The 24,696-nt window shown below is 39.0% G+C and carries 20 protein-coding genes; 2 read left to right on the forward strand and 18 right to left on the reverse strand.

What is annotated here, in order from left to right; all coding sequences use genetic code 11:
* Positions 1-364: 364 nt before the first annotated feature.
* The 9 genes from cdr to KH400_RS19115 all read right to left on the reverse strand — a co-directional run bounded on the left by cdr (position 365) and on the right by KH400_RS19115 (position 12,352).
* Positions 365-2,314: a CoA-disulfide reductase gene (cdr, locus tag KH400_RS19075; protein ID WP_217227450.1), complete on the reverse strand. Its 1,950-nt coding sequence runs from the start codon at positions 2,312-2,314 to the stop codon at positions 365-367.
* Positions 2,315-2,473: 159 nt separating this feature from the next.
* Entirely contained in the window at positions 2,474-3,250 is a 777-nt protein-coding gene (locus KH400_RS19080) for a sulfite exporter TauE/SafE family protein (RefSeq protein ID WP_217227452.1), read from the reverse strand.
* A 76-nt stretch (positions 3,251-3,326) separates the two neighbouring features.
* A complete protein-coding gene (locus KH400_RS19085; protein ID WP_217227454.1) occupies positions 3,327-3,554 on the reverse strand; it encodes a sulfurtransferase TusA family protein in 228 nt (75 codons plus the stop codon).
* 244 nt (positions 3,555-3,798) lie between these two features.
* A complete protein-coding gene (locus tag KH400_RS19090) occupies positions 3,799-4,059 on the reverse strand; it encodes a metal-sensitive transcriptional regulator (protein ID WP_217227456.1) in 261 nt (86 codons plus the stop codon).
* Positions 4,046-4,429 (reverse strand): rhodanese-like domain-containing protein, encoded by a 384-nt coding sequence (locus KH400_RS19095; RefSeq protein ID WP_217227458.1) that lies wholly within the window; start codon positions 4,427-4,429, stop codon positions 4,046-4,048. The genes KH400_RS19090 and KH400_RS19095 overlap by 14 nt, the downstream gene beginning before the upstream one ends.
* A 447-nt stretch (positions 4,430-4,876) precedes the next feature.
* Positions 4,877-8,152 (reverse strand): M14 family metallopeptidase, encoded by a 3,276-nt coding sequence (locus tag KH400_RS19100; RefSeq protein WP_217227460.1) that lies wholly within the window; start codon positions 8,150-8,152, stop codon positions 4,877-4,879.
* Between the two features lie 342 nt (positions 8,153-8,494).
* Entirely contained in the window at positions 8,495-9,823 is a 1,329-nt protein-coding gene (locus tag KH400_RS19105; protein WP_217227462.1) for an MFS transporter, read from the reverse strand.
* A complete protein-coding gene (locus KH400_RS25375; RefSeq protein WP_217227464.1) occupies positions 9,810-11,456 on the reverse strand; it encodes a PEP-utilizing enzyme in 1,647 nt (548 codons plus the stop codon). The genes KH400_RS19105 and KH400_RS25375 overlap by 14 nt, the downstream gene beginning before the upstream one ends.
* Complete coding sequence (locus KH400_RS19115) at positions 11,456-12,352, reverse strand: PEP/pyruvate-binding domain-containing protein (protein ID WP_312889280.1); 897 nt, start codon at positions 12,350-12,352, stop codon at positions 11,456-11,458. The genes KH400_RS25375 and KH400_RS19115 overlap by 1 nt, the downstream gene beginning before the upstream one ends.
* A gap of 538 nt (positions 12,353-12,890) precedes the next feature.
* Between KH400_RS19115 and KH400_RS19120 the strand changes: the two genes are divergently transcribed.
* Positions 12,891-14,579 carry a methyl-accepting chemotaxis protein gene (locus KH400_RS19120; RefSeq protein WP_217227466.1) on the forward strand — a complete coding sequence of 563 codons (1,689 nt, stop codon included), beginning with the start codon at positions 12,891-12,893 and terminating at the stop codon, positions 14,577-14,579.
* 97 nt (positions 14,580-14,676) lie between these two features.
* Here the strand turns inward: KH400_RS19120 and KH400_RS19125 are convergent, their stop codons facing one another.
* The 7 genes from KH400_RS19125 to KH400_RS19155 form a co-directional block, all read right to left on the reverse strand.
* Complete coding sequence (locus KH400_RS19125; RefSeq protein WP_217227467.1) at positions 14,677-15,036, reverse strand: DUF488 domain-containing protein; 360 nt, start codon at positions 15,034-15,036, stop codon at positions 14,677-14,679.
* Positions 15,037-15,063: 27 nt separating this feature from the next.
* Entirely contained in the window at positions 15,064-16,713 is a 1,650-nt protein-coding gene (locus KH400_RS19130; RefSeq protein WP_217227468.1) for a methyl-accepting chemotaxis protein, read from the reverse strand.
* A gap of 18 nt (positions 16,714-16,731) precedes the next feature.
* A complete protein-coding gene (locus tag KH400_RS19135) occupies positions 16,732-17,712 on the reverse strand; it encodes a BMP family lipoprotein (RefSeq protein ID WP_217227469.1) in 981 nt (326 codons plus the stop codon).
* Positions 17,713-17,918: 206 nt separating this feature from the next.
* Positions 17,919-18,125, reverse strand: coding sequence for a copper chaperone CopZ (gene copZ, locus KH400_RS19140; protein WP_217227470.1), 207 nt, complete (start codon positions 18,123-18,125; stop codon positions 17,919-17,921).
* Between the two features lie 31 nt (positions 18,126-18,156).
* Positions 18,157-20,541: a heavy metal translocating P-type ATPase gene (locus KH400_RS19145; RefSeq protein WP_217227471.1), complete on the reverse strand. Its 2,385-nt coding sequence runs from the start codon at positions 20,539-20,541 to the stop codon at positions 18,157-18,159.
* A gap of 319 nt (positions 20,542-20,860) precedes the next feature.
* A complete protein-coding gene (locus KH400_RS19150; RefSeq protein WP_217227472.1) occupies positions 20,861-22,234 on the reverse strand; it encodes a sensor histidine kinase in 1,374 nt (457 codons plus the stop codon).
* Entirely contained in the window at positions 22,212-22,925 is a 714-nt protein-coding gene (locus tag KH400_RS19155) for a response regulator (RefSeq protein WP_217227473.1), read from the reverse strand. Before KH400_RS19155 ends, KH400_RS19150 begins: the two co-directional genes overlap by 23 nt.
* Before the next feature lie 132 nt (positions 22,926-23,057).
* On the opposite strand from KH400_RS19155, the gene KH400_RS19160 reads away from it, so the two are divergent.
* On the forward strand, positions 23,058-23,267 hold the full coding sequence (locus KH400_RS19160; protein ID WP_217227474.1) for a hypothetical protein: 210 nt from the start codon (positions 23,058-23,060) through the stop codon (positions 23,265-23,267).
* A 30-nt stretch (positions 23,268-23,297) separates the two neighbouring features.
* On the opposite strand, the gene KH400_RS19165 is transcribed toward KH400_RS19160, so the two are convergent.
* Both KH400_RS19165 and KH400_RS19170 read right to left on the reverse strand, forming a co-directional pair.
* Positions 23,298-23,702, reverse strand: coding sequence for a globin domain-containing protein (locus tag KH400_RS19165; RefSeq protein ID WP_217227475.1), 405 nt, complete (start codon positions 23,700-23,702; stop codon positions 23,298-23,300).
* A gap of 205 nt (positions 23,703-23,907) precedes the next feature.
* Positions 23,908-24,678: an SDR family NAD(P)-dependent oxidoreductase gene (locus KH400_RS19170; RefSeq protein ID WP_217227499.1), complete on the reverse strand. Its 771-nt coding sequence runs from the start codon at positions 24,676-24,678 to the stop codon at positions 23,908-23,910.
* Positions 24,679-24,696: the final 18 nt, after the last annotated feature.

A 24,696-nucleotide genomic window follows, 5' to 3' on the forward strand; every position in this document is an offset into this window, starting at 1 on the left:
TTCCTCCGCTCTAGAGAGATTCAGTCTGCACAATCGAGCGTCGCCAGGGGAAAGCGGGGGTATGAACAAAAAGCAGAAGCACACCATGATGATGCACTTCTGCTTTGTTTAGCTAAAATAGCGACAGGAAAGCTCCACCCACACTATAAAGGATAAAAATGACTCCTACCAGGAGCCAAAGGTAAACCGCAGGTCATATTGGTGGTTTGGTTTTCACCTTTTCCCCGTCTGTTTCCCTACCTTTGAGCCCTCACTGTTTTGTTGTACAGACTTTGTCCTTATCCATCATCCATCTCCCTTTCATACATACAAACATACCCTTATAGATATTATATACCTATAAGGGTATGTTTTCAAGTTGAAGTTATTGCTTTTTAATATAGGCCTTAATCGTCTTATGATTCGTTTGTTGCTCAAGTAAGACATGACCATTCTTTTCGCACCATGCAGGTAAATCACGTACAAAATTAGCATCTGTGGCCGATACTTCAAGGATTTGACCTGTTTCCATCTCTTTTACAGCTTTTACTACACTCATAATCGGTCCAGGACATTGCAACCCACTTGCATCAATTTTCACGTCTGCCTTTTGGTCAATCATTTCCTTACGTTCGACCTTGGCAACACCTGAATCATCGGTTTTGATGTTGCAATCTTGTTGGTTTTTATAAAACGCCGCTGAGTAAGTTTTCCAACCGCCGTCTAGATTCTTCACCTCAAAGCCATTCTCTTGTAAAATACGTGACGCTAAATAACCACGTAACCCTACTTGACAGTTGACATAAATCGTTTCTCCTTGCGGAAGTTCAGCTAATCGATCTCGTAAATCATCAAGAGGAATATTGATGGCACCTTCGATATAGCCCATCTCTAATTCAATTGGATTACGCACATCAACTAATGTCCCACCGCTTGTAACAACCTCATCAATTTCGTGCCACTGAACGGTTTCAATTACACCATCGACAATGTTCGTAGCTGCATATCCAGCCGTATTGACAGGATCCTTTGCTGAAGAATATGGAGGAGCATAGGCTAGCTCTAGGTCTGCAAGATCCATGACAGTTAATCCTGCTTTAGTGGCTGTTGCGATCACATCAATACGCTTATCAATCCCAGTTGTCCCTACTGCCTGTGCGCCGTAAATGTCACCCGTTTCTTTATCAAAAATAAGTTTTAGCGCGATTGGGGCTGCACCAGGATAGTAGCCAGCATGTGAACCAGGGTGTAAATGAACAACCTCATAAGGAATACCTAAGCGTTTTAACGTTTTTTCGTTATTTCCTGTTGTTGCGACTGTATAATCAAGCACTTTAGCAATCGATGTGCCGAGCGTGCCTTTATAGGTTACTTGCTTCCCATAAATGTTATCGGCCACAATCCGCCCTTGTCGATTGGCTGGCCATGCTAGGGGGATCATTGTAGGTTGGTTATTGACATAATCTTTAACTTCAACGACATCACCAATCGCGTAAATATGAGGGTCGCTTGTTTGTAAATATTCGTTCACCTGAATGCCGCCACGTTCACCGACATCTAGCCCTGCATTTACCGCTAACTCATTTTCAGGACGAACACCAATCGATAGAATAATCATATCCGTTTCAATTTCTTTTCCATTTTGAGTGATGACTTTACTTCCTTCATCGGCAAACGAGTTTACGCCATCACGTAAAATAAGCTGTACACCCTTTTCTTCCAAGTGGGCATGGATGGATGCTACCATTTCATAATCAAGGGGCGCCATCACTTGATCAGCCATTTCAATGATCGTCACGTCGATCCCACGATCATATAAATTTTCGGCCATCTCTAGTCCAATAAATCCACCACCAACAATTACAGCTCGTTGCGGTTTTTCATGATCGACATAGGCCTTGATCTTGTCTGTATCCGGAATGTTTCGTAATGTAAAGGTTGACTTTGCCTCATTTAACCCCGGAATAGGTGGAACAATTGGACGTGCACCAGGGGATAAGATTAACTCATCATAGGTTTCTTCATAGGTCGTCCCTGACTGTAAATCGTTGACAATGACCGTTTTATTCTCTCGATCAATACGAACCACTTCACTTAAGTTACGAATATCTAAGTTAAACTTTTTTGACATTCCTTCAACGGTTTGCACCAATAACTTTTCTCGGTCGGTGATCGTCTCACCAATGTAGTATGGCAAACCACAGTTGGCAAATGAAATATATTCACCTTTTTCAAACATTACAATTGTTGATTTTTCATCTATTCTTCTTAAACGTGCTGCTGCAGTCGCCCCACCGGCAACGCCACCGACGATGACAATTTTCTTATGATTCATTATGATAGCCTCCTCTAATTACCTTATGGGGTATATACCCTACATAGTATATATTACACCGATCTTCCTGCGTATGATGTGATAAAAATCACACTTTGCATGTTTTTTTATAAAACGTGTATATGACAATGGTGAAACTGACCTAGAAAAAGAACATTTCTACAAAATATCCATCCAAATATTGATCGCTGTCGCTGCTATCATGATCGCTAACAAGAGTTGTAAGCGTTTCGTATTCATTTTCTTACCCGCGATCGCCCCAAGTGGAGATGCAATTAAACTAGCAACAATCATAATAAATGCTGGGTAATAATCAATTTGACCCGTAGAAATTTTTCCAACTGTTGTACCGATCGATGAGATAAGCGTAATCGCTAATGAGGATGCAATCGTCATCCGCGTTGGAATTTTTAAAAACACGAGCATAATCGGTACTAATAAAAATGCACCAGCAGCTCCGACAATCCCGGCACCAATCCCTACAATAAAAGAAAGAGATGCCGCTAGTGACTTATTAAATGTCACTTCATCAAGGGGCTTGTCATCAATTCCTTTTTTTGGTACAAACATCATAATCGCTGCAATTAAAGCTAGCATTCCGTAAACAATATTAATGCCAGCCTCGCTCATTAGTTTCGAACCATAACCACCAATAAAACTACCAATTAAAATACTAACGCCCATATACGTAATTAGAGTTTTATTTAGATAGCCACCCTTTCGGTATGCCCATACACCACCAAGGGTGGCAAAGAATACTTGAATCGCACTAATCCCTGAGACTTCATGCGCACTAAAGGCTGCGAGACCAAATAGTGGGGGGATATAGAGAAGCATTGGATACTTAATAATCGACCCACCAATCCCCAGCATCCCCGAAAGATACGAACCGATAAAACCAATCAAAAAGATAACAATTATAAATGTAATATCCACTTTACAATCTCCTTTCAAGAAAAAGATAGCTGCCCTAAAAAAGGTTACGATTTACCTCTTAGAACAGCCCTTTCCTTTAGCCTTTTTTAATCCAAAACGTTAAGATGCCATTTTCTTCAGCATCTGCTACCAACTGATGACCACCAGAGCTTGCCCAGGCCGCTAAGTCATTTTTAGCCCCTTGATCTGTTGCATGGATTTCTAACACTTGACCTGACTCTAGCTCAGTCATGGCTTTTTTCGTACGAACGATTGGCATCGGGCAGGCAAAACCTTTTGCATCTAACACTTTATCTGAATGCATTTTTATCCCTCCACGTTTAGTATCTATTTATTCAGCTACGGTTGGCTAAATGACCGAGTATCATGGTCGATGCCGTTTAATCTAGCCTTTTTCCCTCTCACCTAAATACCGATATGGGTATATATGAAAACAAAAAATTTTGACGTACAACGTTAATTATACGTCAACCATCGCCCTAATTACCTCGTATGGTATAAAAAGAAATATATCTATTTACTTATCGTACAAGAGTGGGTACCCATACTTATCTACTTTTCACAAGTAGGTTTACAGCTTCTTGGATGAAAGCTTCTGTATCTTCACCTTTAACAATTTGATCCCGAACACACTGCTCAAGGTTCGTGCTTACCACTACACCAATCGCTCGATCTAATGCATTCCTCGCTGCTGACATTTGTACAACAATATCTTTACAGTCTTTTTCTTCTTCCATCATCCGTAAGATCGCTTTAACCTGTCCTTCTACTCGTTTGACTCGATGTTTCATTTGATCATTGTATTCCATACGACTCGCTCCCCTTTCTACATGTTGATTGATTTGCAGTGAACGTTTGTATTAAATGATACCCCTTAACACGGATCCCCTTCTTTGATAAAAGCCGTCCACTCATGTTTACATCAATCGTTTCAGCTGAGAGAATGTAAACATCTTCCGCTCCCACATCGCGGTAATATCTCTTCAAATAAGCTAACGGAATATTGATCGCCCCTTCAACAGGTTGATGATAAGCAGCGGAAAAGTCCCTAACATCAAGTAGAGTACTACGGTCTTGATCAATAGTTTCTAATTCGATGTGCTCAAGACCCATGATTGGCACATATCTATTATACAAAAAAATCAAGATGACGATGACGATAGAACCTATAAGTACCATATTCCACCTACTCGCATGTCTATTTTTATTGAATTGATGTGATATGATTATCATATACCCTAGTAGGTATAATGTCAAGTGTACTTATCATATGAAGGAGATGCGAGTAAGCCTTCTGAACTTTTATACTGGCGATGAAGGACAGTTCGGGCTCTATTCCTATCAAAAATGTCCTTCACACTACCTATGAAGGACAATCACAGCTCTAATCTCATCAAAAATGTCCTTCACACTACCTATGAAGGACAATCACAGCTCTAATCTCATCAAATCTAATCTCATCAAAAATGTCCTTCACACTACCTATGAAGGACAATCACAGCTCTAATCTCATCAAAAATGTCCTTCACACTACCTATGAAGGACAATCACAGCTCTAATCTCATCAAAAATGTCCTTCATCTAACCGATGAAGGACACTTCAAGTTCTAATCACTTCATATATGCCTACTTATTACCTAACACACGGTATAAGAATGCCGCAAATTCTGCTCTCGTCACTGAATCGGTAGGGCGGTATTCTGATTCCGTCGTAATTCCATGTTGAGCAAGCACTTTCACATCGTCTTGATGATAACTTGCAATGGCACTTGCATCCGTAAATGTTACGTCGTCACCTGTCGCTTCAAGGTCAAACGCATTTACGAGAACCGTCGCCATTTGTTCCCTCGTTAATCCTTCACTAGCACCGAATGTACCATTATAGTGACCACTAAAGACTCCAGCTTCTTTTACCGCAGATGCAAACGGTTCATAGTAATGATCTAATGATAAATCACTAAAAGAAGGGGTCGCACGCTCTTGAATCATTTCTAAATCAAGTGCCTTCGTCATTAACTCAGCTGCCTGTCCACGAGTTAACGATTGACTTGGTTGGAATGTTCCATCCTGATGACCGTTAATGACACCTGCTTCATGTAAGGATTCAATTTGTTCCTGTGCCCAATGACTTTCTGCTACATCAGGGAATACCGGGTTAGCAGGGATAGATGGTTCCTGCACTTCAGCGTCGTCAACCATTGAAGCAAAAATGCTGTTGGCTAATAAAGGGTAGCTATGTTTCGTATGAGCACGAAACGCTAATTCATTAGCAAATAAAGTGAAAGTTGTGTCCTCTAGATCCGTTGTAAAGGCAAGTGTCTGCCCCTTAGCTCCTTCATGACCAGGCCACCAACCAGCAACATAGAAGTCATCTGTATCAACGACCGTTGCCAGAACTTCAGCCTCTGCTGGGACAGAAGAAATCCATGAACCAGTAGTAATATAAAGTAATTCATCCGCTTGATAGCCAGACGTTAGTAAATGAAAATTCATATTAGCTTTTACAAGGCCTTCATGAGATAATGCAGTCGTTTGAACGTCAAACCCTTCTAGTAAGCTAGCATCTTCAACCGCTTGAAGGGAACGACCACCGATGCCGACATACGTCTTACCAGATAATTCACTTACGTCAACCGCTCCGGTATCATCAACGACAACATCCGCATCTTCTACATCAACAAGCTCAAAACCAAGCTGTTGTAAAACAAATTTGTTTTGGTCTGATCCAATGGCAGCTACTTGCGGTTGTACAAGCGTTTCTGTCATTAGTTCATCTGTTAGTGGTGACGCATGAAATACATAATCACTCGCGTACAGAAGAAGATCATTCGTAGAAACGATGAAGTCTCCTTGACTTGCCACATCACTCTCTTCGACAACGACTTCAACGTCTTTTCCAGCCGCTAATAGGTTATTAACAACCTTAATCACATCATTTGTTGAATTTGAAAGTATTTGTTTGTCAGTAGACTGATCAACATCACTTGTTAACGTCTCAGCAGTCTCAACTTCGACTGTCTTTCCTGTAAAGGTACCCTCAACACGAACGTCATCTGCATCAAACCCACGTAACGCTGGGAAATTGACGACAATTGGATCATACATCGCATCCCAATCAGAAACGTTGTCTCCTGTATATAACATCGCATTAGCGAAACCACGTTTGGCTTGGTTCATTGAAACGATATAGGTCCCTTCTTCATACGTTGTTCCAGCTACAGTGACAGCAGTGGTCGTTTTTTCAACTTGAACACCATTTCGAATCAAGTAATCTACCATTTCATTGGCTTCAAGTTTATTTTTCTGTCTATCCTCATCAAATGGGATGACATAGTATTCAGGGAAAAAGTTTTCGTTATCACCGCGAACACGGCCAATTTCTTCTCCGTCAGCATTCACAAACCACTCGTCAACGGCTCTGTCGTCTACAGAGTTCACACCACGTTTAAAGATCTCGAGCTGCTTTTTAAACAATTCATCTTTATTTTCAATCACGTATTTTGTTGCACCGATCCCTACATGTTCCATTGCATATAATGAATCTTGACTTAATGTAGGTACTTCAACAGTGTGACCTAGTGACCCATGCAACATCGCAAAAATGGCAGTGTAGGCTGGCGTCATATCATCCCAACCACTACCCCAATCGGTTAACGGAATAAAGTAAGACTCTAAATCAGAGTTCGCCACACCCGTGCGTCCCATTTCATGCGCTTGCTCCATCATGCTTTCAATAAGTAAATCATATTCGAAGTTAGGGTTATGAGGTGGCGTCCCAGGTTCAATGAGAAAACCTTCTACATACCCATGCATATCAATAAATGATAATGGCGTCCATTTTGCAATTTCTTCATTTACTGCAATTGTTTCTACTTGTGTTTGGTACGCGTTATCACGATTCAAATCAAATCCATTTGCATTGGCACGAGTATTCGCCACTCGTCCATCCGGATTCGTAGTGAAATTAAATAAGAAGATTACATCATCAAGCACATCATCAACGTCAAATGTAACAACAGATTCTTCTCCATCCTCATCCGTCGAATGAAATGTTACTTCATTTTCTAACGCAAACTTCTTTAATAATTCAACCTGTGCATCGACACCTTCAACTTCATCAGGATGAATGTTATTAAACCAAATAGGAATTTGATAGTCTCCAGCTGTTCCATTTTCTAGCTTTTCAAGTACATCCGCTGGATCTTCAAGCGCAGTTGGTAACATTTCATCTAAATAGTTCGTCACTGCTTCCTCGTCTCTAGCTAACACAACAAAATGAATATCTCGCCCTTCAACAGATTCCCCTAACGACTTGTATTCTAAGAAGCGGTCATTTTGATCATTTGCTTCTAGAAAAATATTATCAATCGCAGGTTTAATCTCATCATATTCAAGGAATTCATCATATACATTCAGCTTTACAGTCGTAGCTGCTTTTAAGCCACTTTCAGGATCAACAAGTGCTAGCTCATATTCCCCCATTAATTCTGGGTATAGAACACGAATCGTACGTGGAGATAAATCTTCCGTGTCATACGGTAAGTCAAATCGTAAGGTTGCTTCCACCGTCGTATCATCAACATAATGAGGATCTTCTACAACTTGAATAAAAGATTCACCACTGTATTCACTAGATTCAGAGTCCCACTTCTTCCATTCACTAAGACTCTTACCTCCAAAATTCCAATCCATTTCTTCTAGATTTACAAGTTCGCCAGCTTCAAACGTCACATCGACTGTACGAACTTCAGTCAATGACAATAATGACTGACTCACTTCTAACTCCATTTGTTCTACTACTGATCCAGTCTCCTGCTCACTCGCTTGACCAGTTAGTGACATTGGCAAGACTGGACTTAATGCAAGCACCAGTACTAACCATGCCATAAACAATCTCTTCATGCTGTTTCCTCCTAAACTATTAATAATCATTCATTAATATGTATTTTTATAGACTTTGTTTACTATATCAAAAAAACTCTATGGTGGAAAGAGCCTAAAATAAATTTTATTTATTTTTAAAAAGGTGAACCTATATACATGATATTTTTGCTATACACAAAATGGACTACTTTAATTAATTGAGAAGAGACTATGATACTATATCCAAACTATTACTCAGACCAAAAAAAACAATACTCTGATTATTCCTCAAAGTATTGGCTGAATTATTTATAATCAATTAAAGTTTTCGAAAACAACATATGAGTGAAGGATCGTATGTTGTCGTGATCTAATTTTCTCTTATCCAGTTAATGTACTTTTTTGCTCCACACCTGATTTTTGGACCAATATAATGGAAATGAGTAGACCAACCAACGAGAAGATTAATAGCAGGATATATAACATACTTGTGCCTACTAAGACACTCACGACCGCAGAGGCGATCATCCCCCCCATATATCTAAATGTTGAATAGATACCAGACGCTGTTCCCGACTTCTCTTTCGATACAGACTCAATATTTGCTGCTTGCATTGATGCAACACCAATCCCTACTGAGAACCCGCCAAAGATGAGAACGATCAGCGTATAGATCACAGATACTTCATTTGTAAACCAGAAATAGGACAACGTTGTTAACGATAATAGCCCAAAAGATAAGCTGATCACATTCCCTTTGCCATATTTATTTGCCAACCTCCCACCTAGCAATGACGATAGGGACATTGCTAAAGAAAAGGCGAACAACAAAGCCCCAATCATATTGATATTGAAATGAAAAGTCTCAAATAAAAGTGGTACGAAAAGTATTGTACTGTACATCACAAAGTTATTAATTAATATTGAGATATTCGAACCAGAAAATTGAAGGTTCTTAAACATTTGAAATTCAATAAGTGGCACTTTCGCCCTTTTCTCTTGATAAATGAATAAAGCTATCGCAACAAGTAGTGAAAGTAAAGTTAATACATTAAGATATTCTCTATGAGTAACGATTAGCGTAAACAGTGTTAGGACTGTACCTAAATATATAGACCCTAATATATCTAATGAATGATTCCTTATCCCTTCTACACTAGGAACGATAAACCACGTAAGGGTCATTGAGATTAATAGAAATGGAACATTGACCCAAAAGATCGCTTCCCAACTAAAGAGAGTGATCAAGCCTGAACCAAGCATAGGCCCGATTGCCGCACCTAGCCCCATTGCAAGACCGAAAAAACCAAATATATTACTTAGTTTATCTTTTGGCATCACATGCCTCATCACAGCGGTTGCATTAGGTGTGGCTAATGCGCCACCCAGAGCCTGTAATGACCGAAATACAATTAAAGAAAGTAAATTAAATGAAAAAGCACATGCTATTGATGAGACGAAAAATAAACTAAAACCAAACAGCATGACTTTTTTATTGCCGTAGATGTCACCTAGTTTACCAGCGATCGGCTGAGCTGCTGCCATAACAATCAAATAAATTGTAACGACCCAAGTAACATTAGTAACCGAGACATTTAAATCTTGCGAAATTGTAGGTAAGCCAACTGCTATCATAGTAGAATTAACAGGAACCAAAAAGGTTCCTGTTAATATGCCCATCAATATTAAATTTTGTTTAGTTTTGTTCATGGATGATAACTTCTCCCTTTGTACCATCCACTGTAATTACGTCGCCATCTTTTAGTGTAGATGTTGCGACTTTTGTTCCAATCACACAAGGAACTTCGTATTCCCTAGCAACAGTAGCTGCATGGGAGAGGATGCCGCCTACATCAGTGACAATAGCACCAGCTAAATTAAATAACACGGTCCAAGGAGGGGTTGTTGTTTTGCAAACGAGGATGTCCCCTTTTTTAACTTTATCAAATTCATGTTGACCACTAACAACCTTTACAGTTCCCGTATGCTTTCCTTGAGAACCTGCATAACCAGAGAATGATTTCATTTCTTCACTAATTTCATTGGTTTTGCTCCCAAATACTCGCTCAACTATAGGGTCAACTGGCCCCTCTGGAGGTTCTCCAAAGAATGGAGCAGGCGTGAGAGATTCATTGTACTTATGTTCTTCTTTTCGCTCTTTAATGAGATCATGTGATGGTTTAGGATTTCTCAACACTTCTACTAGCTCATCTAAATATAGAAAGACTACATCCTCTTTCTGTTCAATTACTGAGTGCTTTACTAACGTTTGCCCAACATTTAATAAGAACGGACGAGCTTTTGCAGGTAGCATGGCGTCGATATAGAAATGATGATCCTCATCGATCCCCCACATTTTCAATGCCATCTCATGTAATGATTTGAACTGCTCTTTTAGTTCGCCCTCTGGCATTTTAGAAAGAGCTTCGCCGACTTTCTTTTCTCGCTTAGATATAACCTCCTGCAGTTCAGCTTCAAAATCAAAATCTTTTTCAAGATAGTTTTTGATAACTTTCAAAGCATGGAACGGGTTCTCTATCCATGTCTCATCTGCAAATTCATGGCTGTTTGCTGTACGATACCCATATACATCGAGGAAGGATTGAACAGAATCTAAAAACTTGCGTCCTTCTTCCACTTCCTCAAGTGTAGCTTGTAATTGCTCGGCGTTAGTAGTGTTAAAGATTTTAGTTAATACTGACGAGCCTTTTACAAGTAGAGATAGCTTCCATAGTTCTCGATCCGTTTCTAGTGACTTATTCATAGTCCCTAATAACAAATCATAGACTTCTGCCGTGTTTTTAGTATTTAATAATTCTCCATAAACCTCTTCAATAGCTACTCCCATTGATAATCGTGGCATAACAACTTCAAAATGAATCGACCAAATTCTCTTGTACATGTTATCTAGCTCGATTACTTTTTGTTCCGCCTCTTGCAATGTTAAGTTTTGTTTTTGATATTCATCCAAACGCTCATAAAAAGGTAAAATGGTTTCCTCAACGTATTCATTAAAAATTTCCATTAACCTTGGAAAAACTGAAGTCATTGCCTCTTGATGCTCTTTTAATCGCTCTTCTACATTATCGTGTAACGGAACGGTTTGATAATAATAACCTTTTGCCATTTTCACACGAAATTGTTTAACCGGTAATTTCAACTTTTCAAAGGCTTCTAATGTTCCTGCCGATACTGCAGGCGCTATATAGGAAGAGAACAATGGAGTTAATGGCTTTTGAAAATGTGCCCCATCTAACTGCCAAAATAAATTCTTCTCTTCTTCTGCTATAAATAAATTTGTTTTGAAGTCCTTAAATTCTTCTCCACTTATTAAAATACTCATTAAACTTTCCCTCCTAGTAGCGTCGTAATAGGTCTCGATTGCAAGATAAATATCTGATTATTATGAATAGCAAATTCTATATCGACTGGATGTCTGTAGTAATATTCAATTTCTTTCGTAAGCGTATATAATTGTTCGATCATCGTCTCTTCAATACAAAATACTTCCTGCTTATCAGTAGGAACATCAATCGTTTCATTCCCATCTTCTGTAGGAATTGTTTTTACTTCTTTAAGTCCTAATTCTTTCGTCAATTGCTTGCTTTGTTTATGAATGATAAACATATCTGGTGTTACACTACCATCAACGATCGCTTCTCCTAAACCATAGCTGGCGTTGATCAGTATCTCATCTTGATTGTGGGTTACCGGATTGGAACTAAAAATGACACCAGATACATCAGCGTTAACCATCCCTTGTACAAGCACGCCCATTTGAACATCTGCAAGAGAAATATTGTTATGCTGAGCATATTCTTGTACATAAGATGAAAAATAAGAAGCCCAACAGCGTTTAATACTATGTAAAAGGTCTTCTTCGTTCTTTACGTTCAAAATCGTTTCATACTGACCTGCAAATGAAGCACCTTCAAGGTCTTCTAGTGCAGACGAAGAACGTACAGCTACCGCATAGTTTACATGACTTTTGAGATTTTCATAGTGTTTAACAATCTCTTCCTTTAGCTCGTCGAAAAATTCGGCACTCAATATTTCTGAACTGATATTTTCATTACTATCCGTTTGAATATTATTAAACGATAAAAATTCCTTAAACGCTTCTGAAGTTACGACATACCCATCAGGAATATTATTTAAAACGGTTTTAATTTTTGATAAGTTCATAGCTTTTGAACCGATTAAGGCATTATCGTAATGAATTGCATTAGATAACAACACGACTGACAAGTTGAATGGCCCCCTTGGATATAAAATTTATGTAAACAATGTAAATAATATGTAAAGATTATGTAGATAGTACCACTTTTTATTAAAAATGGAAAGGTGATTTTGTTCACACTTCAATCAAATATACAAGTGCCTTTTATCATAATTATAAAAGTCTTTTAGCCCCCTTCATGTTGGATATGGGCTACTTACTAACTTTTTTGTCTCCGTTTACAAAACTTAAAATTATGAAAATAAGGTAATCACTTCTTTAATAGAGGTAACTATAGTACTATTTTATCAGTGTAAATGCTAAAAAAATTAGAAGACACTATAGAAATATCCATATTTCTAAACTCTTTGTACTATAATATTCCCCTCACTGTTTTGCGTCATCTTACCAATTAACTATCAACAATTCCTTACATCAGAGAATGACCTACTATAGCCGAAATCTATAGTAGACGACCTAAATGAAAATACTGATAGCTATGATATACATATGTGGAATTTAACGAGGGCACTTCAACCATTATAAGGAGAGGTTTAAATGAAGATCACAGGGAAGCTAATCACTTCTTATTTAATCATTGTTTTTTTATTAGTTTGTTTAGGTGCAGTGGCAATAGTTGGAATGTACACGATAAATGATTACAACGAAAGAATGTATGAAAATCGTATGGAGCCACTAGGGTATTTAACAAACATCGTTCGTATCATGGAAAATACTCGGGTTCAAATGTTATCAGGAATAGCTGAGGAAGATCCAAGTAGAGTACAAAATGCACTAGATAACTTAGAGCATCTCAATTACTATTTAGATCTTTACGCTTCTTCAAACTTAAGAGATAGTGAACGAGAAATATTTGTCGATCTCCAACAAAATTGGGACCAATATTCGTCTACTGTTCAAGAAAATGCACAGTATATTATAAGTGGACAATACGAACAAGCGCTTACTAACATGGTTGTTTCTGGGGGATATTTTAGAGAGGCTCGACAAGATTTACAACAGCTGACTGACCTAAATGTTAGTATTGGTCAAGATCATTACACAGAGAGTTCAAATGCTTTTGATCGAATGTTTTACTTAATTATTGGTACGGTTGTACTTGCTGTAGCTGGTGCAATTATTATAGGTCTATTCATGGGACGTAGTATCGGGAAGCCGATAAAATTATTAGCCTCACGATTAACGGAGATTGCTTCTGGAGACTTACGAAGAGATCATATCACCCTTAAACGTAAAGATGAATTAGGTGAACTTGCAGATGCAACAAACCAAATGCAAGATAATCTACAAAGTGTAATAAAGAGTGTCTCAAATGCGACAAATAGTGTCTCTAGTGCAAGTGTAGAACTTGCTCAGTCAGCTAATGAAGTGCGTGAAGGTAGTGAGCAAATAGCATCAACTATGCAAGACCTTTCATCTGGGGTGGAAGAGCAGGCGACTAGCGTCAGCAATTTATCTGAATTGATGGAAGATTTTGTGCAAAAGGTAAAAGATGCAAATGAAAATACAGAAAAAGTCTCATTAGAATCTAAAGGAGTATTTGAAAAAACGGAAAATGGTCGTCAAATGATGGAACAATCGATTCAACAGATGGAGATCATTGACGAAATTGTTCAAGGTACGGTCCAAAAAGTTCGAGGATTAGATAAACAGTCACAAGAAATTTCAAAGTTAGTTGAGGTGATTCAGGCAATCGCCGAGCAAACGAACCTCTTAGCGTTAAATGCAGCGATTGAAGCTGCACGTGCCGGAGAACACGGTAAAGGTTTTGCTGTTGTGGCAGATGAGGTAAGGAAACTCGCAGAAGAAGTTTCATCATCTGTTGGTGAAATTACAAGCATTGTTAGTAATATCCAGGCAGAATCTAATAACGTAGCTAATGCGTTAGAAAAAGGATATGAAGAAGTGAATGAGGGATCGAACCAAATAGCAACAACTGGCGATACCTTTGTCTCGATTAGCGATTCGGTAAATCACATGATAGACATGGTAAAAAGTGTGTCAAGTCATTTACAAGAAATTACCGAAGAAAGTACGAATATCAATACTTCTCTTGAAGAAATTTCTTCGATTTCAGAAGAATCCGCTTCTGGTGTAGAGGAAACAGCGGCTTCAACGGAACAGTCTCTAACCTCAATGGAAGAGGTAAAACGCAGTGCTACACAACTTGAAAAACTAGCTGAACAGCTTACAAATGAAGTAAATCAGTTTAAAATCTCGAAATAAAGCTATGTAAGTAAACCCCCTATCGATGTAGACAGCAGTTGTCTTATCGATAGGGGGTTTTTATCATTGGTTCACAGTGGTTAACGATTTACAGTTGTTATGAATCAGATAGAAGTTCCTTCAAAACCTCTGCCTGATTGTAGTTCCGATCCTTAGCACCATAGACTAAGGTTACTTGCTTATTTTCTCTAACTAAACTCTTTAGTTCTAAAAGTTTTTGGTTTTTGAGTGAATCGTCTTTTAATTCTTGTTTATACCGTTCTTTAAATATAGGGTACTTTTCCGGATCATGGTTGAACCACTTCCTCAAGTCGGTGGATGGTGCAATATCTTTATACCAGAAATTGATTGCTAACTGACTTTTGGATATCCCTCGTGGCCAAATACGATCAACTAATACTCGAATCCCATCACTGGCTGCAATGTCTTCATATGCACGTTTAGTTTGAACCGACACAAACTCCCCCCCTAAAGCTTTTTTTAATTAAATCTTGAATTTACTTATTTTATCTTGGAGTCCTTGAGCCATATCTGCTAATGCTCTTGTTGCAGCTGAAACTTCTTGAATAGAGGCCGTTTGCTCTTCAGTTGCACTAGCGACTTCTTGTGAATGACTAGACGTTGACTTTGTAATTTCAGAGACACTGGCCATGGACGTAATTAATGCTTGATTATTTTTAATAATTTGGTTGAGTGATACTGTCACTTCATTCATTCGTTCATCTACACTTGAAACGGTCGTAGTAATACTCCTGAAAGAATGACTCGCTTCGGTAACTAATGCTGATCCTTCTTTAACAGCTATATTGCCATCTTCCATGGAGTCAACGACATTCCTCGTTGTCTCTTGTATAAGTAAAATTAAATCATTTATTTGCTGAGCTGATTGGCTCGATTGTTCAGCTAATTTTCTCACTTCATCAGCGACAACCGCAAATCCTTTACCATGCTCCCCTGCACGTGCAGCCTCAATCGCAGCATTTAGGGCTAGCAGGTTCGTTTGTTCAGCAATGTCAGTAATTAGTTCTATAATTTGACCAATTTCTTTTGAATGTTGATTTAACCCTTCAATCACACTACTCGTATTTTCAGCATTACGATTAATGATATCCATTTGATCAATCACTCGGCCTACTGTCTCCATCCCCTGTGATGATTGAAATGATGCTTCCTGCGATGATTTTGTCACACGTTCAATTTGATTTGAAATTGATTCAATGTCATGAGAAATTAGAGCAACATTACGATTCGATTGATCAACATTAACCAACTGATCTTCAGTTCCTGTAGACACTTCCTGAATAGCACTGGAGATTTGTTCTGTTGCACTCGATGCTTCATCGGCATTTGCACTTAATTGTTCTGCAGAAGCAGCTACATTTTGCGTAGTATCTAATACGTTTGAAATTAACGCTTTCAAGTCACTATTCATCCGGACAAAACTATTATGTAACTGACCAATTTCGTCTTCTCTAGTAGTCTTATTTAACGTCTTTTTAAGATTACCGCTCGCAATTGCATCAGCATGATTAGCTAATACATAAATTGGCTTTACGATTCTATTTGTCATAATGAAAGAGAGAGTACTTGTTCCAACTAATAAAATCAAACCTGCCACGATGGCAAATCCAATAATAAACTCAATATTCGTTGTTAACGCTGTTTGCGCTTGTTGATAATTTTCATCGATCATTAACTGTAATAAGTGAATATCATTTTGTATCCCACTTGTTCGAATTGATTGTCTACTTGCTTCTGCAACATTATAATTCTCTAAAGCGATTATAGCATCATTCTCTAGGTCTATGAGCTTTTCTTCAATTTTACGAACGACTGTTAGTGCCTGTTCTTCATCCAATAAATCAGCTAATTGGCGAAGTATCTCATGCGTATTTTCTACATTTACTTGAACAGAGTGGACACTTGAATCGGTTTGGGTTAAAGCAAAACTACTCAGTCCTTGTTCAACAGATAAAACAGAACTAGCTAATCTTTCAACATATACTAACTGATCGACATTTTCCTCATTTGACGATTGTACCTGTGTCATCTGAAAAGCGATAAAACCAATAATGATACAAGCAATCATTAAAGGTAATAGTGCATTTAACATCAATTTTTGTTTTAGCTTCATGATCCTCGTCCTTTCCACTTATTCTTTAACCGTAATGACCCCTGACGTTATATCATTAATCAAGTTGTTTATTTCGTCATTTTCTTCAGGTGTGAGAGAAAGGACACGAATAGGTGCAAGCCCTACACCATCTTCATTTAAACCTAATATTAAATCCTCACCATTGAGCTCGCCATTTTCATATAGCTCTTCTGCAACGTTTAGCATAGCGACATCAATATTTTTCAGCATTGATGTTACAACCGTTTCTTCACCTAAAAAGTATTGATCGGAATCAACCCCAAACGAGTAAATCCCTTCTTCTTGTGCTTTATGAATAACTCCTACACCAGTAAAACCTGCTGATGGATATATGTAATCTACTCTTTCTTTTATTAGTTCGTCTGCAATGCTTTCTCCAAGTTGATCGTCACCAAAATCACCGGCAAACCTTGAGATAACTTCTGCATGTGGATTCACCGCCTCTACCCCTTGTTTATATCCATTGTAAAACTTTCTAATAAGCGGAGAGTCCATTCCTCCAACAAATCCAACAACATTCGATTCTGTTTTCATTCCAGCTATCGCCCCGATCAGAAAGCTGCCTTCATGTTCCTTGAACGTTACATTCGTTACATTCGGTAGATCAATCACACTATCAACAAGAACGAATTGTTGATTTGGATATGCTTCAGCGACTTTTACCAACTCTTCTTCCATCATGAAACCAAGCCCGATGATAAGATCATTCCCTTGTTCTACTAATTGTTTCAAACCAGTTTCATAGTCACCTACTTTGTCTAATTCCCGATAATCAAAAAGAATGCCTAATTCATCCCTTGCTTGTTCTAAACCCGAAAAAGCCGAATCACTAAATGATTGATCACCAAGTCCGACGTCCGACAACATCACGCCGATTTTAATCTTTTCATCCACAATCGAGGTCGTCTCCTCTTCCGAGCACCCCGTTGTTAGCACAACGACTACGTAAATTAATAGAAAAACAAACCACTTTCTCATCTGTACCCCCCAAGTTGTTTTTATTCGACATTTTTTTCAACAGATATTTATTATAACAAATATATTCCATACAGAAATAGCTTTTTTACAGACCGTCATCGCTAGGAAAATACCTACGCGCCCGTCCACTAAAACGATGTCGATCAATGAAAAAACTGGGACAAAAGGTTTGTTTACCTTTTGCCCCAGCCCTTTGTCCCGGCTCATTAGGCTACAACATCATAGCCTTGATCTTCAACAGCCTCATTCATCTCTTTTACGGTAACTTTTGCTTCATCATAAGTTACTTCCACTTTACCAGAGCTTAAGTCAATTTCAACACTTGTTACTCCATTTAATTCATGAAGGGCACCTTCTACTGCCTTCTTGCAATGACCACAAGTCATACCTTTTACATTTAATGTCGTATTCATACTCTCGTTCTCCTTTCAATATCCATGTTTTTTATATTTTAACCCTCTTCAAGCGAAGGGAGTTAGAAACAACACTAACAGAGCTAAACGCCATCGCAGCACCTGCGACCCATGGGGCTAATAAACCGATGGCGGCAATTGGAATTCCTGCACTGTTATAGGCGAAAGCCCAGAATAAGTTTTGGCGAATATTTTTAATCGTAGCTTTACTTAACTTGATTGCCTTTGGAATGAGTAATAACTCTCCACCGAGAAGTGTCACATCAGCTGCTTCAATCGCCACTTCCGTACCTGTGCCAATCGCGATCCCAATATCTGCAGTCGCAAGCGCTGGGGCATCATTGATCCCATCACCAACCATGGCTACCTTTTTCCCTTCTAACTGCACTTCTTTAACTTTATTTGCTTTTTCCTCTGGTAACACTTCAGCAATGACTTGATCAATTCCTACTTGTTTGGCAATCGCTTGAGCAGTTCGTTCATTATCACCTGTGAGCATAATAACATCTAACCCTAATTCTTTTAGCTGGCTAACCGCTTCAACAGCCGTTTCTTTAATGGTATCTGCTACAGCAACGATTCCTCGATATTGTCCATTGATCGCGACTAGCATTGCCGTATTACCTTCCGTTTCATACTCCAATAACTCATTTTCAACATCACTTACATCAATATGATGATCATTCATTAACTTTCTCGTACCAACAAGGACTTGTTCACCAGAAATAGATGCTTGAATACCATGGCCTGGTATGGCGGAAAAATCATCGGTTTCAACCAACTCCACTTCGTGCTCGGTCGCATAAGCGACAATCGCCTCTGCTAGTGGATGTTCTGAACCTTTTTCTGCACTAGCTAACAGTTTCAATGCCTCGGCATCACCGGTGAAGTTAGTTACTTCTGGTTTCCCTTTTGTAATCGTTCCTGTTTTATCAAAAATAACGGCATTTAATTGATGAGTACGCTCTAAGTGTTCCCCACCTTTGAACAAAACACCATTTTCGGCTGCTTTTCCGGTTCCGACCATAATTGAGGTCGGTGTTGCTAAACCTAACGCACATGGACATGCAATCACAAGAACAGCAATCGCAGCCATTAAAGCCATTTCCATATGGCCTGGAGTCACAAATAAAATCCAAACAATAAATGTAACAATCGAAATAACGACAACAATCGGTACGAAATACCCTGAAATCACATCGACTAAGCGTTGAATCGGCGCCTTGGACCCTTGGGCGTCCTCGACGACTTTAATAATCGATGCAAGAGCTGTATCTTTACCAACTTTAGTGGCCTCCATTTCAATCGTTCCATTTTTATTCAAAGTGGAACCGATAACCATTGATTCGATATTCTTTTCAATCGGGATCGATTCTCCTGTGATCATCGATTCATCGACAGACGTTCTACCCTTCACCACAAATCCATCTACAGGGATTTTTTCACCTGGTTTAACGACCAAGCGATCGCTAACCTTAACATCCTCAACAGGAATCATAACTTCTTCACCATTTCTAAGCACTCGTGCTTGCTTTGCCTGCAAATTAAGCAACTTAGAAATAGCTAATGTCGTTTTACTCTTCGCACTCGTCTCTAAGTACTTTCCAAATAAAATCAACGTGATAATAATCGCACTCGTTTCAAAGTATAAATGTGGGTGATAACCAACGTTACCAATCGTTCGCATCCCTTCGTAGAGACTATAGAAATACGCTGCACTTGTACCCAGTGCAACGAGCACATCCATATTGGCACCGCTATTACGTAAGCTTTTATACGCACCGACATAGAACTGCCAGCCGATGATAAATTGAACTGGAGTTGCTAGAACGAGCTGGAACCATGGATTCATAAAAATATGTGGGAGATTCATCCCAAACAAATGGTCGAGCATCGTGATCAGTAAAGGGGCTGAAAGAATGCTTGATATCACAAGCTTCCATTTCATGTTTTTTAGCTGTAGCTCTTTATGTGATTGTTTCTCTTTCTCATCAGCTTTTTGTTTAGCATCGTAACCTAGCTTCTGAATTTTACCAATAAGGTCTTGTTCTTCTATTAATCCAGAATTATATTCTATCGTTGCACTTTCGGTAGCTAAATTAACACTAGCAAGCTTTACTCCTGCTTGTTTATTTAACACCTTCTCAATTCGACTTGAACAAGCAGCACAAGTCATTCCGGTTACATCGAACTCGACTTTTTCCGTTTGTACCCCATACCCTATTTTTTCAATTTTGGCGGCGATATCTTCTATTGTCGTTGTTGACGGGTCATAATCGATGCTTGCTTTTTCTGTTGTCAAGTTCACTTGTGCGTCTACCCCGTCCATTTTATTTAATACCTTTTCCACTCGGTTTGAACAGGCGGCACAAGTCATCCCCGCTACACCAACGGTTATATGTCTCTCCTCACTCATGGAGCTCTCCCCTCCCATTTAGAAACTAACTCATACCTTCCCTTCTTATAAAAAACTCTAGTAACATTGAGCAATAGCCCTTCATGTCGCACGGTCCGTCAGACGGTTCCCCAATGTTTATCTCTTCTTACGTTCAAGGAGTATCTATGTTCTATTAAATTTCTAGGAATGTTTGAGTCATTTGTTAACCTCACACATACACTATACCCCCCTATCGTATGGTTTGTAAAGGGCTTGATCTTAATTTATTGCGATCTTATCTTATATTCCCTTGGCTAAACCACCGTAGCGCTTGTTCTACCTCATCACGTTCTTTACATCAACTTTTATCCTTAGGGAAAACAACCGTCACCTTTGTACCAACATCCACCTTACTGTCGATTTGAATCTTCCCTTCGTGTGCATCTATTAACGCCTTTACAATTGATAATCCTATTCCTATTCCACCTGTTTTCCGATCCCTTGATTTATCTCCACGGTAAAACCTTTCAAAAAGATAAGGCAGATCTTCTTCTGCAATCCCACTTCCTTCATCTTCAATAGAAAATCCTAGATAATCATCAGCATTCACGGCTTTAATTAATACCTCATTCCCTGATGGGGTATATTGAAGAGCATTATTTATGATATTCGTTAACATTTGTACGACGCGATCATGATCCGCAGTTAGCCACTCATCATCTTTGGGCATTTCAATAGTGAATTGAACACCCTTTTCGTGAAAAGCTGGTTGAAATTGCTCTTCTATGAAAAGGAATAACTTGCGCATATTTAATTGTGTTTTGTTTAGCTTTATTTGTGGGTTTTCAGCCGCAATTAACGCTTCCAATTCATTCACCAAGCGAACCAACCGCATCAATTCATTATGGCTTTGATGTAATCGTTTCGTCGTTGGCTCAAATACACCATCTAGGTATGCTTCAAGCTGACTTCTTAACGTCGCTAACGGCGTCCTTATTTCATGAGCAAAATCTGCGGTGAACTGCTTCCGAAGCGATTCTTCTTTCGCTAATGATTCTGCAAGTTGATTAAATGATTCACCAAGTGGCTTCAACTCATCCGCTACTTCCTGAACAGGGACTCGTGTTCGCCAATTATGACCTTGTAGTTCTTGAATCGCTTTTGAAAATTTTTGAAATCCATTTGTTAAACGTCTCGAAAAATACATACTAAACAAAAACGCTAAAATAACTGTCACGATAATGGCTAGATAAATGTTCTTTTTTATCGTATCTAAAAAGGCAACATCCTCGCCTATCATTTCCTTTGGATAATAAACTTCTAGCGTACCAATGTTCCCGCCATCAAGTGTTAGTTGATAAGAATTACTCTCGTAATCCATTGCCTGATCATCACCTGACTGCATCCCTCTATTGCCATGCATTCCGAGCATCATCGTTGTATCAGCTACGGGTTGACCACTCACATTATAAATTCTATAAAATAAATGATCTGTCATGGCCTGTTGGTGCATGACATGTACTAGTTGGTCATCAACAAGTTCACCTGTTTCTTTGTAGGATTGGATGGCCACATCTTCGATAAGACCACTGCTTTCCTCCCTATTCTTTTGCAAATAGTCATCAAAATGATTTTCAAACCCCCATAAGATCGAAAAGCTTGTCAGAAAAACCCCACAAAGTGACACAATTAACAGGTAAAATAGTATTTTAGAACGTAGTGTCAAACGCATCTGGTGTCCCTCCGAACTTATACCCCATACCAAATACAGTCAAAACGTATACGGGATGACGAGAATCTGCCTCAACCTTTTTCCGTAGGTTTTTTATATGTGTATCAACACTCCGTTCATACCCTTCAACATAAGCCCCACCCTCTTGGACTTTATCAAGAAGATCAGCTCGACTATACACACGACCTGGATAACTTGCCATGCCGACCAATAATTTGTATTCAATCGGGGTTAAAATGACGGAATTGCCACCAATATCTACCACTTTTTTAGCTAGATCAATGTTCATATCCCCATGATTGAATGACAATTTATTCGCTATTCCGATTTTCTTTACTCTTCTTAAAATCGCCTTAGCTCTAATGACGACTTCTCGTGGACTAAATGGCTTTGTTACATAGTCATCTGCCCCGATGACAATTCCATTAATTAAATCCTCTTCTGCTGATTTTGCCGTAAGCATCAAAATCGGAACATCACTTTCTTTTCTCGTTAATCTACAGACCTCTTCACCTGAGATGTCTGGTAGCATGAGATCCAAAATAACGATATCAGGGGCATTCTCCTTTATTTTCTTTAACGCTTCTACACCATTCTTAGCGAGAAAGATCTGCCATCCTTCTTTTTCAAAGTAAGCCTCTAACACTTCAAGGATCATATGTTCATCATCAACAATCAGAATTTTCGTCACCAAATCACCTCTTGTTCTCTATAGTACCATCCGATCGGCTGAAAACTACAATCTTCACAACTTCCACATAAGTTCACCACAGCATCTCCATTTATGAGCAGTATTCTTAAGTTAAGAAAGGAGATGATACTTATGAAAAAAATAATCATTGGGGTATTAACCGGAGCCGTATTACTAGGAGGTACAACATTTGTTGCAGCAAACTCTAATGGGAGTGATGGCTTTACCTTTGAAGAAATGAAACCTTTTATTGAGCAAATGCATCCAAACTTATCATCAGATCAGCAAGAGGAAATGTTTAATGCGTGTCACGGAGAAGGTGGTATGATGAATAACTTCTAAAAGAGGTGCCAGGCACCTCGAAAACCACGGTTACCTTCCGTGGTTTTCTTTATCCTGACTATTAACCATGATTGCCGCTACCTGAACTAAACGATCATAAAAGGCCTTTCCGGCTGGTGTACCGTCTAATCCTACTTCCTGAAACGCTTCTTTCATACAATCTAACCAGCACTGTGCTCTTTTCGGTGTAATTTCAAAGGCGAGGTGTCGCTCCTTCATTGCAGGCGGTCCAAATTCTTGACTGTAAAGCGCTGGACCACCTAAAAATTGTGACAGAAACATACGCTGCTTCCTTTTGATCTCTTCTATATCTCCCTGAAATAGCGGTTCGAGCTCTTGATCCGCATAAACACGTGGATAAAAGGCATCTACAAGCTTATCGATCATTTCTTGCCCACCAATTTCATCATACAGAGTCTTTAACTTGTCACCCATGTTTCCACCCTCTTTACCTTTTCCTTATATTGTACAACAAGCAAACTAGAAGTTTTGTAATAAATGTCACGCAGACGAAGATCTCAGCAACAAAAAAAGGCCAAAACATCATCGTTTGAGCCTTATTACTATCATTGTATTGTTAATGGGTGCCTGGCACCTTTTTTTGGTGCCAGGCACCCATCTACACCCTCATTAACTCTCCTTAAACCGATGTAGCCCCTTGTCCACCATCAATTCTGTAGTATGAGCCATTAAGGAAGGACGCCTTATCAGATGATAAGAATACCATTAAGTCTGCAATTTCTTCTGCCGTCGCATAACGGTTCATTGGAACAGAAGCTTCAAAAGCTTTTCTAGCTTCTTCTGATTTGTCACCCATAGCATTTGTTTCAATTCGTCGCATCATTTCTGTGTTTACACCAGATGGAGCTACCGCATTGACACGAACACCGTATTCTGCCACTTCAAGAGCTGCTGATTTGTTTAAGCCGATGACTGCGTGTTTTGATGCAACATATGCACTCATTCCAGGCGCTCCTAAAAGGCCACCGTTAGAAGCCGTATTGACTACAGCACCACTCTTTTGTTCTTTCATCACGTCAAGAACATACTTCATCCCAAAGAATACCCCCATCACGTTAACACCGAATACATTTTGGAAGTTTTCCTCTGTTTGCTCGGTAATGTTTTTGAATTCACCATTGATTCCTGCATTGTTAATGAAGACATCAATCTGGCCATAATGATTTTTTGTTTCTTGAACATATGCTTTCACTTCATCTTCATTCGCCACGTTAGCTGTTAATAGTAATTTTTCTTTTGCATCAACCGTTTCTGCCGCTTTTTCTAATGGTTCTCTTTTCAAATCTACTAATGCTAATTTCGCACCTTCTTTTGCGAATGCTTTTGCAGCAGCAATCCCAATTCCACCCGCTGCACCTGTAATAAGTACGACTTTATCTTCGAATAACATCACTTTATCGCTCCTTCA

Source organism: Desertibacillus haloalkaliphilus, from assembly GCF_019039105.1.
GTDB lineage: Bacteria > Bacillota > Bacilli > Bacillales > KJ1-10-99 > Desertibacillus > Desertibacillus haloalkaliphilus.

Coding starts and splice junctions, on each gene's coding strand:
- cdr (WP_217227450.1), bottom strand. CDS start 2,314: ATGAATCATAAGAAAATTGTCATCGTCGGTGGCGTTGCCGGTGGGGCG.
- KH400_RS19085 (WP_217227454.1), bottom strand. CDS start 3,554: ATGCATTCAGATAAAGTGTTAGATGCAAAAGGTTTTGCCTGCCCGATG.
- KH400_RS19090 (WP_217227456.1), bottom strand. CDS start 4,059: ATGGAATACAATGATCAAATGAAACATCGAGTCAAACGAGTAGAAGGA.
- KH400_RS19095 (WP_217227458.1), bottom strand. CDS start 4,429: ATGGTACTTATAGGTTCTATCGTCATCGTCATCTTGATTTTTTTGTAT.
- KH400_RS19100 (WP_217227460.1), bottom strand. CDS start 8,152: ATGAAGAGATTGTTTATGGCATGGTTAGTACTGGTGCTTGCATTAAGT.
- KH400_RS19105 (WP_217227462.1), bottom strand. CDS start 9,823: ATGAACAAAACTAAACAAAATTTAATATTGATGGGCATATTAACAGGA.
- KH400_RS25375 (WP_217227464.1), bottom strand. CDS start 11,456: ATGAGTATTTTAATAAGTGGAGAAGAATTTAAGGACTTCAAAACAAAT.
- KH400_RS19120 (WP_217227466.1), top strand. CDS start 12,891: ATGAAGATCACAGGGAAGCTAATCACTTCTTATTTAATCATTGTTTTT.
- KH400_RS19130 (WP_217227468.1), bottom strand. CDS start 16,713: ATGAAGCTAAAACAAAAATTGATGTTAAATGCACTATTACCTTTAATG.
- KH400_RS19135 (WP_217227469.1), bottom strand. CDS start 17,712: ATGAGAAAGTGGTTTGTTTTTCTATTAATTTACGTAGTCGTTGTGCTA.
- copZ (WP_217227470.1), bottom strand. CDS start 18,125: ATGAATACGACATTAAATGTAAAAGGTATGACTTGTGGTCATTGCAAG.
- KH400_RS19145 (WP_217227471.1), bottom strand. CDS start 20,541: ATGAGTGAGGAGAGACATATAACCGTTGGTGTAGCGGGGATGACTTGT.
- KH400_RS19150 (WP_217227472.1), bottom strand. CDS start 22,234: ATGCGTTTGACACTACGTTCTAAAATACTATTTTACCTGTTAATTGTG.
- KH400_RS19160 (WP_217227474.1), top strand. CDS start 23,058: ATGAAAAAAATAATCATTGGGGTATTAACCGGAGCCGTATTACTAGGA.
- KH400_RS19165 (WP_217227475.1), bottom strand. CDS start 23,702: ATGGGTGACAAGTTAAAGACTCTGTATGATGAAATTGGTGGGCAAGAA.
- KH400_RS19170 (WP_217227499.1), bottom strand. CDS start 24,678: ATGTTATTCGAAGATAAAGTCGTACTTATTACAGGTGCAGCGGGTGGA.